The sequence below is a fragment of the Demequina sp. genome, assembly GCF_016278765.1.
In the GTDB taxonomy this organism is placed as follows: Bacteria; Actinomycetota; Actinomycetes; order Actinomycetales; family Demequinaceae; genus Demequina.
Genome location: NZ_JADQBE010000085.1, coordinates 1 through 12391, shown reverse-complemented (window position 1 = coordinate 12391; position 12391 = coordinate 1). Strand labels below are relative to the sequence as shown.

The 12391-nt window shown below is 66.4% G+C and carries 14 protein-coding genes; 5 read left to right on the top strand and 9 right to left on the bottom strand.

Annotated features, from left to right (window positions below; genetic code table 11):
• Nucleotides 1-33 precede the first annotated feature (33 nt).
• The 3 genes from QZZ29_RS12165 to QZZ29_RS12155 are packed head-to-tail and all read left to right on the top strand — an operon-like array spanning nucleotide 34 to nucleotide 1693.
• A complete protein-coding gene (locus QZZ29_RS12165) occupies nucleotides 34-300 on the top strand; it encodes a hypothetical protein (RefSeq protein WP_291383609.1) in 267 nt (88 codons plus the stop codon).
• 29 nt (nucleotides 301-329) lie between these two features.
• Entirely contained in the window at nucleotides 330-968 is a 639-nt protein-coding gene (locus QZZ29_RS12160) for a sigma-70 family RNA polymerase sigma factor (RefSeq protein ID WP_291383608.1), read from the top strand.
• On the top strand, nucleotides 965-1693 hold the full coding sequence (locus tag QZZ29_RS12155) for an anti-sigma factor (protein WP_291383607.1): 729 nt from the start codon (nucleotides 965-967) through the stop codon (nucleotides 1691-1693). The genes QZZ29_RS12160 and QZZ29_RS12155 overlap by 4 nt, the downstream gene beginning before the upstream one ends.
• 52 nt (nucleotides 1694-1745) lie before the next feature.
• Here the strand turns inward: QZZ29_RS12155 and QZZ29_RS12150 are convergent, their stop codons facing one another.
• Both QZZ29_RS12150 and QZZ29_RS12145 read right to left on the bottom strand, forming a co-directional pair.
• Nucleotides 1746-2555: a hypothetical protein gene (locus QZZ29_RS12150; protein WP_291383605.1), complete on the bottom strand. Its 810-nt coding sequence runs from the start codon at nucleotides 2553-2555 to the stop codon at nucleotides 1746-1748.
• 418 nt (nucleotides 2556-2973) lie between these two features.
• Nucleotides 2974-3801: an MFS transporter gene (locus QZZ29_RS12145; RefSeq protein ID WP_291383603.1), complete on the bottom strand. Its 828-nt coding sequence runs from the start codon at nucleotides 3799-3801 to the stop codon at nucleotides 2974-2976.
• A 93-nt stretch (nucleotides 3802-3894) separates the two neighbouring features.
• Here QZZ29_RS12145 and QZZ29_RS12140 point away from each other — a divergent pair, with 93 nt between their 5' ends.
• Both QZZ29_RS12140 and QZZ29_RS12135 read left to right on the top strand, forming a co-directional pair.
• On the top strand, nucleotides 3895-5244 hold the full coding sequence (locus QZZ29_RS12140; protein ID WP_291383601.1) for an arginine deiminase: 1350 nt from the start codon (nucleotides 3895-3897) through the stop codon (nucleotides 5242-5244).
• A 63-nt stretch (nucleotides 5245-5307) separates the two neighbouring features.
• Complete coding sequence (locus QZZ29_RS12135) at nucleotides 5308-7095, top strand: alpha/beta-hydrolase family protein (protein ID WP_291383599.1); 1788 nt, start codon at nucleotides 5308-5310, stop codon at nucleotides 7093-7095.
• 90 nt (nucleotides 7096-7185) lie between these two features.
• Here the strand turns inward: QZZ29_RS12135 and QZZ29_RS12130 are convergent, their stop codons facing one another.
• The 7 genes from QZZ29_RS12130 to QZZ29_RS12100 form a co-directional block, all read right to left on the bottom strand.
• Entirely contained in the window at nucleotides 7186-7557 is a 372-nt protein-coding gene (locus QZZ29_RS12130) for a hypothetical protein (protein ID WP_291383597.1), read from the bottom strand.
• Nucleotides 7544-7999 carry a sigma-70 family RNA polymerase sigma factor gene (locus QZZ29_RS12125; RefSeq protein WP_291383595.1) on the bottom strand — a complete coding sequence of 152 codons (456 nt, stop codon included), beginning with the start codon at nucleotides 7997-7999 and terminating at the stop codon, nucleotides 7544-7546. The genes QZZ29_RS12130 and QZZ29_RS12125 overlap by 14 nt, the downstream gene beginning before the upstream one ends.
• Before the next feature lie 125 nt (nucleotides 8000-8124).
• Entirely contained in the window at nucleotides 8125-8799 is a 675-nt protein-coding gene (locus QZZ29_RS12120; RefSeq protein WP_291383594.1) for a class F sortase, read from the bottom strand.
• 77 nt (nucleotides 8800-8876) lie between these two features.
• Nucleotides 8877-9464 (bottom strand): DUF4397 domain-containing protein, encoded by a 588-nt coding sequence (locus QZZ29_RS12115; protein ID WP_291383593.1) that lies wholly within the window; start codon nucleotides 9462-9464, stop codon nucleotides 8877-8879.
• A gap of 475 nt (nucleotides 9465-9939) precedes the next feature.
• Nucleotides 9940-10086, bottom strand: a complete 147-nt coding sequence (locus tag QZZ29_RS12110; RefSeq protein ID WP_291383592.1) for a hypothetical protein — start codon at nucleotides 10084-10086, stop codon at nucleotides 9940-9942.
• Between the two features lie 11 nt (nucleotides 10087-10097).
• Nucleotides 10098-11558 (bottom strand): FAD/NAD(P)-binding oxidoreductase, encoded by a 1461-nt coding sequence (locus tag QZZ29_RS12105; RefSeq protein ID WP_291383591.1) that lies wholly within the window; start codon nucleotides 11556-11558, stop codon nucleotides 10098-10100.
• Nucleotides 11559-11686: 128 nt separating this feature from the next.
• Nucleotides 11687-12103, bottom strand: coding sequence for a carboxymuconolactone decarboxylase family protein (locus QZZ29_RS12100; protein WP_291383589.1), 417 nt, complete (start codon nucleotides 12101-12103; stop codon nucleotides 11687-11689).
• Nucleotides 12104-12391 lie beyond the last annotated feature (288 nt).

The following is a 12391-nucleotide window of genomic DNA, read 5'->3' as shown; positions in this document are numbered from 1 at the left end:
GAACACCCCACGCCCCGCCCACAAGGAGGAAAGATGAAGACCAGTCGAATGCTTGCCGCCCCCGCCATCGTCGTCTTCGCGGCGACCGTGCTCGCCGGTTGCGGAGACACCACATCCGACCCTTCGGATCAACCCACAATGTCGTCCGACACCATGATGTCTGAGGACGCGATGATGTCCGAGGATGCAATGGTGACCGAGGACGCCATGATGACGGACGACGCAATGGCCACCGAAGACGCGATGGCCACCGAAGACGCAATGGCCACCGAAGACGCGATGATGGAAGACGAAGGCTAGTCCCCAGCCCCGTTCCTCAAGGAGAACCAGTGAACTCGAAGCGGCACCTCAGGGTGGTTGGTGATGCGGAGCCCGCCGCACCACCGACGCCCGTCGCCCAGGCTGCCGCCGAGCGATCGGCACTCGTCGGTCAGCTGCTCGTGCGCGTCGGCCGTGGGGATGAAGCCGCATTCGACGATCTGTACACCGCAGTCGCCGGGTCTGTCTTTGGCGTCGCGCTGCGAGTGGTTCGCGACCACGCCATCGCCGAGGAGGTCGCTCAAGATGTCCTGGTAGAGGTGTGGCGGCTCGCCGCACGTTACCGGCCCGAGGCCGGCAGCGGGCGAACGTGGATCCTCACCATGGCCCACCGGCGCGCGATCGACAGGGTGCGATCCGAGCAGGCGCACACCGATCGCTTGCGGGCACACGCGGCCAAGGCGACTGCGAGTCACGACGACCCCGACACCGTCGTCGACACCGCTCACCGGACGTGGGAGGCGCAACGGGTTCGTGAAGGGCTGGCGCTGCTCACCGAACGCCAGCGAGAAGCGATCGATCTCGCCTTCTCCAAGGGATTCACTCACCGTGAGGTGGCCGCCTCGCTCGGCATACCGCTGGGCACCGCAAAGGCCCGCATCCGGGACGGACTCATCAAACTTCGCGACGCCTGGGAGGAGGAGCGATGAACGACACCAACGGCGACATTCACTCGCTGCTCGGCCCCTATGTGGTGGGGGCGGTCGACGACGTCGACCGCAAGACCTTTGAACACCACCTGCGCGACTGCGAGGACTGCCGGGGCGAGGTGGCGCAGATGGCGGACGTGATCGCCACGCTGGTCGACGCCGAGGCCATCGTTCCCCCGGCATCGCTGCGCGCCAAGGTGATGCAACAGGCTACTCGCACCGCGCAGGTCCCGCCCGCGGGGGCCGCGTCGGCTCAAGCACGCTCACCGCGCCGGCGGTTCCGTTGGCCCCTCGCAGGCGCAGCTGCGGCCGTGACCGTCGCGGTGGCAGGTATCGGACTGTTTCTGACGAGCGCCGACTACGCGCCCGACACATCGGCGCTGGAGCGCGACGTGATGATGGTGTCGTCCGCACCCGATGCTCACACGATGGAGCTCGTCGGCCTGGGCTCGTCCCATCTGGTGATGAGTGAACGAATGAGCGGCGTGGCTCTCATGGGGCTCGACGCGCCCGCACCCGCCGAAGGCATGGAGTATCAGTTGTGGCTCGTGCTCGACGATGGCCAGATGCTGCCCGGCCCCACCTTCATGCCCGATGCCGATGGCACATTCATGGCCATGATGCACACGGGCTTTGAGGGCGTCACGAACTTTGAGATCACCGAGGAACCTCAGGGTGGGTCGGGCGTGCCGACGGGCGACGTGGTGGCAGTGGTCGGCCTCTAAGGCTGAGAGCTCGACCGGCGTCACAAGCCCGCCAGATGCTCTGCGGGTGGAGCTAGTGGACCGCTGGCGCGAACAGCCAGCTGCCGCCGCGCTCGTCTTTCGTGGGCTCGGGCTCGGGAAGGAACGCTGCGCCTTCAAGCTGAGCGTGAAGCAGCGCCACCTCGAACTCGCCGGTGTCGGTGAGCCCGCGGTTCTTGACGGTGTCGGCCGGTTCGGGCATCTGCGCGACGACCCACTGCGGACCCTCAGGTTCCGCGGCCGCGGGCACCCATCCGGACGGTTCTGGGAGTGGCGCAGCAGTAGAGATGTCGAACCGTTGCTGGACGTCCGGGGAGATGCGTCCCACCAGCACGGCCAAGAACTCGAGCCGGACCCGCGCCTCCTGCCACGAGGCCTCTGCTTGTGCCCACGATGAGACCTGGTCACCGCTGAACGTCACCGCGCGGCCGTCTGCGGCGGGGTGCATCAGCGCCTCGCGCATTCCGGGCGTCAGCAGGGCCACGGCAAAGCCTTCGTTATCGCCGATCACAGACCAGCGGCGATCGAAGTCCGCGTCACCGGTCGCGATGACCCGTCCCACGATGGCGAGCGCCCGGCGATCGAGGCGCGCGGGGATGACGTGAAGCGTTGGGAGGCGTGTCGACATGCCCATCACTTCGACGGTATAGCGACCCGTTTCGAAACGCTGGACGGGGCGTCCACGCCACTGACCGCTCACGCAGTGGCGCGGCGACGCGTTGGCGAAGGGCAACGCCGGGAAGTTGCCCGCGGTTTCGAGCGGCACGGAGCCCGAGTAGACCAGGTGATGCGCTTGCGCGAACTCCCGCGCCGGTCGCGCCAAACCGTCAGCCCGTTCCCACATGGCCCCTCCTCGTCTGCTGTGATGCACGATGAGACAGGTGAAGTCCGCAATCGTGACGCGGCGCCGAGTGTGGAAAATGCCACACGTGGTGTGCCTCCTGACTCGGGAAGGTCACACTACTCATGTTGATATACCCCCCAGGGTATGCTACCTTCACTACGACAACCTCTTCAGAAAGGCTGCACTATGTGCTCTCCCGCCACCTGCCCCACCTGCGGCAAGGCCACTTGGACCGGCTGCGGCAATCACGTCGAGCAGGCGCTCGCAGGAATCCCCCAGGCGCAACGCTGCCAGGGCCACACGTCGGGCTCCACACCCGGCTCGGCGTCTTCACTGTTCTCGCGCGTCTTCACGCGGTAACCACCACCGCTTCGTGCACGCGGGCGACCGCGTGCGTCAGTCAGGGCCGGGCCCCCGTTTACCACGAGGGCCCGGCCCTGCTGTGTCTCACGACGACGCAGGGCCACCGCCCTACGCGCCGATGACCGCTTGCTCCGCGTCCTGCACATGTGCGTGGAAGTCGGGCCTGCGCACCCGCACCAGCGCCGATGCCACACCCGCGTCGCGCGGCGACACGCACAGGAGCGCGGTGGACGACGTAGGGATGAACACGAAAGCCATGCCGATCGACATCGATCGCCAGCGAGAAAGGCAAGAAGTGCAGACCCGCCATGAGCGCCGGGTTGGAGGGGATGCGCAAGGGAAGCAACGGGTTCTTGACGCGACGCTCGACCGCGAGGAAGGTCGAGATGAGAAACACCGCTGCCATGAGGCACGCGATCGCGAGCGGGTCCGACCATCCGTCGGACGATTCCAACACGCGAGTGAATCCGTAGACGAGCGATAGCATGCCCCCGGTGGCTAGGGCCGCACCGGGGAGGTCGTACGACGGGTGGCCGTCGGACTTCGACTCGCGCACGATGACATACGCGAAAGCGGCGATCGCGAGCGCGAGCGGCACATTGACCCACATGACCCAGCGCCAGCCGGGACGGTCAGTGAGGATGCCACCGAGCATCAGGCCATTGGCCGCGCCGCCGCCGGACAGCGCACCAAAGACGCCAAAGGCGCGGGCGCGCTCCTTGGGCGCAGTGAAGGCCACGGTCACAAGAGACAGTGCCGACGGCGCCAGGAGCGCCGCGAAGCCCGAAAGACCCACCAGGAAGGTGCGCTTGCGACCCCAGGAGTCGGCCACGCGACCGCCCAGAAGAAGCAGGCCGCCACACGAGAGCGTGTACGCGGTCACCCGAGGAAGCACACCGGACAACTGCGCTCCGGCTCGGGCTATCCCCGGTGATACCGTCGGATCAATACGACCGTTCTCGTGAGGAGAGCCCCCATGGAGGCATCCGCTCCGCCCCGTGTCCACCCCGGCTACGGCGTCCACAGCGAGGTCGGGCAATTGCGATCCGTGCTGGTGTGCTCCCCCGGCCTCGCGCACAACCGCCTCACCCCCTCCAACTGTCACAACCTGCTGTTCGACGACGTCATGTGGGTCGACAATGCCCGCCGGGACCACAACGAGTTCATCTCGCTCATGCGTTCGCGCGGCATCGAGGTGCTGGAGCTGCATCACCTCTTGGCGGAGACGCTCTCCATTCCCGCGGCCCGCCAGTGGCTGCTCGACCGCAAGCTCAGCACGGATGAGGTGGGGCTGGGGCTCGCCACGGAGGTGAGGGACTTCCTGGAATCGCTCGATTCCATGACGCTTGCGCGTTACGTGTTGGGAGGACTGTCCACGAGCGATCTGCCCCGCGACTTCTCGCCCCCCACGATCCAACTGGTGCGCGAGGAATCCGGAATGCGCGACTACCTGATGCCGCCGCTGCCGAATACGTTGTACACGCGGGACACCACCTCGTGGATCTATGGCGGCGTGACGCTCAACCCGCTGTTCTGGCCCGCACGACACGCCGAGACCCTCATCATGAAGGCCGTGTATTCGTTCCACCCGGCCTTCAATGCCGCCGATCCGAGCATCGAGTTCCTCCCAGGATTCGGGCCCACCATCTCCGATGTCTCGCTACCGGACGACGCGCCCGCCACGGATACCCAACCTGTCCAGTTCTGGTGGGGCGACCCCGAGCTGGACCATGGGCTCGCGACTCTCGAGGGTGGCGACGTCATGCCGATTGGCAACGGGGCGGTCGTGATGGGCATGTCGGAGCGCTCGTCGCGTCAGGCGATCACCCAGGTGGCCTTTGAACTCTTTGCGGCGGGAGCCGCCGAACGCGTCATCGTGGCCAAGATGCCCAAACTTCGCGCGGCCATGCACCTCGACACGGTCTTCACTCTCGCCGACCGGGACGTCGCCACGGTGTTCCCGGGCATCGTCGAGGAGATTGAGACGTACTCACTGCGCCCGGCCGACGGTCCGGCGATGCTCGACGTCACGCACGAGGAGCGTCCGTTCGTCGAGGTGATCGCCGATGCCTTGGGGGCGGGCGGGCTGCGCGTGATCGAGACGGGCGGCGACCGCTACGCCTCCGAGCGACAGCAATGGGACTCGGGCAACAACGTGCTCGCGCTTGAACCCGGCGTGGTGGTGGCCTACGACCGCAACACCCATGCCAACGCCAAGCTCCGCGCGGCTGGCATCGAGGTGCTCGAGATCGTGGGCGCTGAACTCGGCCGCGGTCGCGGCGGCGCCCACTGCATGACGCAGCCGCTGCGTCGCGATCCGGTGTAGGCAACCGTCGAACCGGGCCGTCACGGGAGCGCGAGGGAGAGTGCGAAAGGTGGAACCGGACCTGTGACCACCGAGACGCCGACTGGCAGCACGAGCACCCTACCCTCCTCACCTCCCGGCAAGCGTCGCCCGCCGCGCGTCTTCGAGCCGACCTTCTCCGGGCCCGGTGTGGCTGTCGGGGCCATCTTCGCGTCCTTCTCGCTCGAGCCGTCGTTGCTCCCGCGAATCGCGTTGGTGCAGGGCATCGCCACAGGCGTCTCCCTCTTGGTCGGGTACGGGCTGGGATCCGCTGGCCACGCGATCTGGAACTACCTGGGCGTGCCCAACCTGCGTGGCCGACCCCAACAGATCGTCACCGGGATCCTCCTCGCGACCATCAGTTTGGGGACCGCACGCGCGATCTGGCGCTGGGTCGGTTGGCAGAACGACATTCGCCAACTGATGGGGATGGACGCGCTGAGCCCGTCGGCCTGGCCGATTGTCATCGGGGCGACCGCGGTCGTCGCCGCCATCGTGCTCGTGACCTCAAGGTCGCTGAGACTGCTGTTCCGCACCATGGGAAATCGCCTGGACCGCTGGCTGCCGCGGCGACTCGCGATCACGCTGTCATCCACGGGCCTGGTGGTGTTGCTGTGGTTGGTGTTCTCCGGATTGTTGGTTCAGGGGTTCTTCACGGCCTCCAATGCCCTATTCTCCACACGCGACACGGGCGACAAGCCGGGAGTGTCGCAACCCTCGTCGCCACTGCTATCCGGCAGTCCCCAGTCCGCCGCCGCGTGGGACTCGCTGGGACGCGAGGGACGCGCATTCATCTCCTACGTGCCGACCGTTGACGAGATCAACGCCTACAGCGGCGGCGGCGCGCTCGAGCCGATCCGGGTCTACGTGGGGCTCCAGTCCGCCGAGACCCTTCAGGATCGGGCGGACCTCCTGTTATCGGAGCTGATCCGCACGGGAGCGTTCGAGCGTGAGGCCCTCCTCCTCGCCACCACCACGGGCACCGGGTTCATCGACCCCATCGGCGTGGATCCCGTCGACTTCATCTTCAACGGCGATGTCGCCATCGCCGGAGCACAGTACTCCTATCTTCCCAGTTGGATATCGCTGCTGGCCGATCGGCAGGTCACGAGGGACACCTCGTTGGCGATGTTCCGCACCGTGCACGACTACTGGAGCACGCTTCCGCAGGGTCATCGCCCGCGGCTCTTCCTCTATGGCCTCTCGCTCGGCTCCTACGGCGTTGAGTCGGTCCTGACCTCGGCGAACATCATCAACGAGCCCATTGACGGAGCCGTCATGGTGGGACCCACCTTCGCCAACCCGCTCCGCACCGACCTGATCGCGAGTCGTCAATCCGGTTCCACTCCGTGGTTACCGATCGTGGAGGACGGCCGAACCGTGCGATTCACGGGGGAGCAAGGCTCGCTCGATCAACCCGCCGGTCGATGGGGGCCCACTCGCATCGCCTACCTGCAACACGGGTCCGATCCCATCGGGTTCTTCGACCCCAGCATCGCCTGGCGGGAGCCAGCGTGGCTGTCAGGGAACGATCGAGCACCCGATGTCTCCTCCGCAACCGACTGGTTCCCGTTCGTCACGATGTGGCAGACGCTGCTTGACATGCCAAGCGCCGGCTCCGTTCCACGCGGCTACGGACACCTGTACTCGGTGTCCGCAAATCTCGACACGTGGGTGGGCGTCATCAATCCGGAGGGATGGATGGGCTCAGACACGGCCCGCCTTGGCGACGTGCTCCAGTCGCGCGATGTTGCCCGCCGGGCCTGGCTCGAGAGCATCCACAACTCACCCGGTCCGCTCCCGCCGGTCACAGACCCAGGACGCCTCGCGTGATCGAGTCTCCGCCGTGGGTCGGGACGCCGTCACGCGGCTCGATCGAGATGTCCACGATGGGATACGCGCTGGGGTCGTACCCTTCCGGAATCACCAACTCATCGTGAGCGGACGCCAGGAAGCCGACGCGACGAGCCAGCCCGAGAAGCGCCGAATCGGCGTGACGGTAGCGAGCCCCTCCGCGGGTCGCTGGACCTGACGCTGCGGTGCGAACTCCGGTGTGGAACCGTACTGCCTGGCGTCATCCGTCGCGAGCTCAGCCACGACCGCATCCCACACGCGCGCGGGCGGCACGAGCAGCGGCGCGGGTCGACCCATGCTGCCAGCGCGCGCGGCGAGCTGCTCGAATTCACCGAGGCTCGCCGCGAAGCGCGCGCACTCGGCCAGGCGCCGAGCATGCTCCGCGTCCAGGCTTTCGCCCGTGGCCACTCCAGCGATGATCTCGTCGTCAAGATGCCACATCGGCGGCCTCCAATCGTGTTCGTAGTGTGACGAGCGACCGTCTGATGTGGCTCTTCACGGTGCCCAGCGGCATGTCGAGCGACTGAGCGATGTGTTCGTGAGTGTGCCCCTCGAAGGACGCGAGCGACATGATGGTGCGACGCGGGTCGCCGAGCGCCTCGATCTCATACGCGAGGAGGACGTCGTCAACGTGGTCGCGCTCAGCATCGGAAGGTGCGTCGCGTATCGCCTCCAGCCGACGCCTTTCACGCGTGCGCCCCTCCAGGGCGTCGGCGATGGCTCGTCGAGCGATACCCACGATCCATCCACGCAGGGCACCGCGGTCCGGATCGAACGTCCCGCGCGAGCGCCATGCCGCCACGCACGTCTGCTGCGTCACCTCCTCCGCCTCGGCGTGATCGCCGAGTGCGCGCACTGCGAGCGTAAAGACAAGCGGGGACACGTCGCGATGGATCTCCTAGAGCGCGCCCTCGGAACCGGCCGCGAACGCATGTGCCAGGCCCTCGCCCAGCACCTCGTCAGCCCGCTCCACTGCGTCTCACCTCGACATCACCGCGACGACGCCCGTCATGGCAGCAGTGAGGACGCCCACACGATGACATTGTCGTCGACGTGGCGACTCGTGGGATCAAATTCTCCGCGGCAGGCAACGAGGATGAGCATGCCTGGACTTTCGGCGGTCATCGCGTCGTAGCCGACAGTGGTCTTGGAGATCTCCTGGAGCCTGACAACGGTGAACGGTTGCTCAGTGCCATCCGACATCGTCACAGTCACGACGTCACCCTTCTTGGCGTCGCGAAGCTTGGAGAACGGTCCGACGCCGTCGACATCAGATGCGACGTGGGCCGCGATGAGAGCCGCGGCTCCGCGGTCACCGGGGGCGCCTCCGTGCTGGTACCAGGCTGCGGTGTCCGCGCGATCATTGAGAGCCATGGTGCCATCGGGCGCCAAGCCCAAGGCCGTGACTGTCATGTCCACGCCCAGGGTGGGGATCGCGAGCCGCTCGGGCGCCACCTCAACCCGCTCGGATACGGACTTCGGGTCGGTTTCCTGAATCTTGATGGGACCGAACGAGTTCGCCGCGGTCACGGGACCCACCGTGTCCGGGGCAGCCAGGGGGCTAGTTTCGAAGCCAAACTCCTGCACCGCCGCCGAAGGCCACCGAACGATGGCCGAAACTGTGGCGATCAGTGCGACGGCGGCAAGCCCCGCGGCGAGTGCAGTGGCGATGCGAGATTTCATGTCTGCCTTGAAGTGGAGTGGCGGAGGCGCTCCGGAGGGGGATCGGGAACGCCCCCGCCTGGGGTGGGAGTGAGTGACTAGCGGCGCGAGACGGCCACGCGGCCAGCGACGCCTGCCCCGACCAGAGCGAGACCCGCAATCGCGATCAGGCCGATGGGCAGCGAGTTGTCGCTGTTGAGAGGAGCGTTACCGGCCGTCACACCGGCGGGGGAACCCAGCATGGCGTCGACGGTCTGCACCGCGACCGTCAGGTTCTCGTCACCGGCGCTACCCCATGCGTAGCCAATGGTGTTGACGCCTTCGGCGAGGGTAACGTCGACCGGGCCCATGACCGTGGTGTCGGTGCCCTTGAGGTTCACCGCGGCCGAGTACGCGGCGACCGGCAGGTCGGCCTTGACCTCGTTCGGGTTCTCCAGGCTCGGGGACGCGACTGCGCCGTTGGCGAGAATGTCCACGGCGGGAGCCGCGGCAACGTGGCGAACCGTGAGACGGCCCTCGCCGGCTGCGGTCGCCGAGCTGTCGTTGGTGAACAGCGAGACCGTCGGGGTCGCGGCTGCATCGAGGTGAGCAACGGCGGTGTCACTCATGTCCGCCGCGAGGGTGATGTCAATGGGACCCAGAACAGGAGCGGAGTCGTCGACAGCGTCGCTCGCGGTGATTGCCACGGCGTAGACGCCCGCGTCGAGACTGAGGGGACCGGCGAGAGTTCCGGGGGCGAAGTCTCACTCCGTTGACGTAGACGTCGACCGTGAGTCCAGGAATGCCCTGCAGCACCGACAGGTCGGACTTGCCGCTTTCCACTGCTGCTGCGGGGAGGCTGGCTCCGGCGGCGTGCACAACGCCTACCGCAAGGCCGGTGATGGCTGACTTTCTCATGTGTTTCTCCGTACCTGCGCCTGCCCTGTGCGACCGCTTCACCCCCTACCTCCGCCATGAGGGGTCGTTGGGATGCAGCACGATGAGAATTTCGCTGTGAGCGAATACTTCGACGTGACCGAGGAGTGACGGAGGGGATCGTGACGGCGACGTTCAGGCACGTCCGCATGAGGCGCGCCAGCACGGCACCGCGCAGGCGCCATTTTGCGGACGGGGGAACCACCGCTGGAGAAGTGGTCCCTCCGTCCGTTCCTGGACGCATTCCTAGTGGTGCTTCTTGAGCGCAAGCCTCCACATGGTCCAGTTGATCCGCATGAAGCGGAAGAACTGACCAAAGACGTTCTTACGGTGTCTCAACTCACCCGCTGTAGGCAGGGGCGCCGTGGCGATGCGCTCATTCGTGTTGTCCATGACGCTCCTCCTTACTCCGGAATCCAGGTCCAGCCGGGCTTGGCCTTGGCCTTGTAGATGAACAGCGTGTGCAGCAAGCGCTTGACCCAGTGACCGGCCAGGCCGATCTCCCCGAACGTCTCCTTCAGGTTGCGGCCCGTCTCCGGGTACTTCTCCCAGTCCGGCACCACGGGGCTCATGGTCATGGCCGCGGCTGTACCGGACCTGAGACCCGTACCGGCCGACGCGACACACGCCGCGGCCATCTCCGACATCGACGCGCTGTGAGTGGGCTCCGTAGCACCGTGGAGAATCATGTCCGCGACCGAGAAGGCGACCACCTTGCCCATCGTGCCCGAGGGCATTCCGGTACGCGGAGGCGACGGCGTCACCGCCAGCCCGTCGGGGGTCGCGCGCGGCTTGGAGATCGGGTGCGGCGGAGCAAACGCAATGCCGACCGCGAAACAATTCTTGTACGTCGGGTTCTGGTAGGTGCGCGGCCAGTCCTTGGCAGTCCACTCCTCGTACTTCTTGGGGGTGTAGTCCGCATCCACCTTCATGAACCCCGACGGTGCGAAGACGGTCGCGGTGATGTCTTCGCCCGCCTTGTCGAACGCCTTCCAGTCGGCTCCCTTGAAGGGCGGAAGCAGCATCGCGAAGTCGAACTCAAGGTCGTTGTGCGAGCCGTCGAGCTGGTCGTAGTGAATCACGCCGTCGTCGACGCTCGTCACCGCGGCACCCGAGATGGCCTTGACACCGCGCTCGCGGTACAGGGACTCCGTCCACAGTTGGCTGGTGGTGCGGAACCCGTTCTGCTCGAACTCCATGCCTCCGACGCCCAAGTCGCCCAGCTCGTTCTCGTTGGTGAGGTAGGTCAACTCAACCTTGTCCCGCACGCCGGCCGCGCGCAGCTCGTGGTCCACGTTAAAGGTGTACTCGAACGCCGCACCCTCGCACGTGCACGTCCCGTGGCCGACGCCGACGACGACTCGTTGGGTCTTGCCAGACCTGCAGGCGTCAATGACCTCGCTGAGCTTGGCGTTCGCCTCCGTGGCGTGCGCCGGGGTGCACACGGACACCGTGTGTCCGGCGTCCGGCCCCAGTCCGGGGGTCGCACCAAAGTTGAGCTTGGGGCCCGTCGCATTGATGACGTAGTCGTAGCGGATCTTCTCCGTCTGCCCAGCCTTCTCCGGTGACGTGTGTTCGACCTCTACGGCGGCTCTGTCGTCGTCGGCATCACCCTCGGGCCACAAGGCGACCGCCTTGGCCTGAACGAAGCCGATTCCCTTCTTCGCGTAGACGGGAGCGAGCGGGAAGACCACATCGTCCGTCGTCATCTTGCCCACGCCTACCCAGATGTTGGACGGAATCCAGTTGTACTGGGAGTTGGGGGAAACGACGAGGACGTCGTGCGCCTTGCCCAGTCGCTTCTTGAGATAGACGGCTGCTGTGTGTCCGGAGACTCCGGCCCCGAGAACGACCACACGGGCCATGGCAGATCACCTTCTTCGCTGATCGAGAGTGCAGGGGTGCACCTCTCAAGCCTATACCCAGGGGGGCATCTAGGACCCCCGGCCAAAGGTCCCCGAGTAGGTCCTGGCGGTGGTCCCGGTGGGTGGTCCTACTCCGACCCGCGCGTCACTCTGTTCCAGGCGTTGACCACGGCCACCACCTCGACGATCGAACCCAACTGCCGGGGTGTGAAGTACTTGGCGGCCTCATCCCGCGCCTCCAACTCGATGCCACGCGGATAGTCCGTCAGGATCTCCGCAAAGCGCAGCGCGGCGGCCTCAGCCTCCGTCACCAGATCAGCGCGCATCAACTTGACCGGGCGCGCCAGGGCGCTGATCAGATCGACCCTGACGCCCCCCGCCGCGAGACCGTCCGAATGCAGCCGGACGCTATAGGAGCAACCGTTGATGTGCGAGCACCGAAGCCTCACCATATCCCGCAACTTCTCGGGCAGGTCGCCACCCACCGTCCCGTCCAACTCCTCCAGCGACCTCAAGAAGTCCGCTCGCACTTTTGCCTCGCTCATGAATACGAACACTAACAAAGCGGTGCAAAGCGGCCTCGCGCTGGCTTCGTGAGAACGATGCTCCGTGGCCCGAGCGGCCGATCAATCCGCGGGCCGTAGCCGAAGATCCATGTCGTGTATTGCGCTCCACGGTCATCCTTCTCCACCGGGGCCCAGCCGTCGGCCAGGGTCAGCGCGATCCCCGCGCGGCCAGCGGCTGTTCGCGCATCGGACTTCTGCGGCGCCCGGCGGCACCGCTGCTCGGTCCCACTGGGGCAGCCGCCGTGTTTGGACCACAGAAGGGGGCAA

Coding starts and splice junctions, on each gene's coding strand:
- QZZ29_RS12110 (WP_291383592.1), bottom strand. CDS start 10,086: ATGGACAACACGAATGAGCGCATCGCCACGGCGCCCCTGCCTACAGCG.
- QZZ29_RS12105 (WP_291383591.1), bottom strand. CDS start 11,558: ATGGCCCGTGTGGTCGTTCTCGGGGCCGGAGTCTCCGGACACACAGCA.
- QZZ29_RS12140 (WP_291383601.1), top strand. CDS start 3,895: ATGGAGGCATCCGCTCCGCCCCGTGTCCACCCCGGCTACGGCGTCCAC.
- QZZ29_RS12155 (WP_291383607.1), top strand. CDS start 965: ATGAACGACACCAACGGCGACATTCACTCGCTGCTCGGCCCCTATGTG.
- QZZ29_RS12165 (WP_291383609.1), top strand. CDS start 34: ATGAAGACCAGTCGAATGCTTGCCGCCCCCGCCATCGTCGTCTTCGCG.
- QZZ29_RS12150 (WP_291383605.1), bottom strand. CDS start 2,555: ATGTGGGAACGGGCTGACGGTTTGGCGCGACCGGCGCGGGAGTTCGCG.
- QZZ29_RS12120 (WP_291383594.1), bottom strand. CDS start 8,799: ATGAAATCTCGCATCGCCACTGCACTCGCCGCGGGGCTTGCCGCCGTC.
- QZZ29_RS12130 (WP_291383597.1), bottom strand. CDS start 7,557: ATGTGGCATCTTGACGACGAGATCATCGCTGGAGTGGCCACGGGCGAA.
- QZZ29_RS12100 (WP_291383589.1), bottom strand. CDS start 12,103: ATGAGCGAGGCAAAAGTGCGAGCGGACTTCTTGAGGTCGCTGGAGGAG.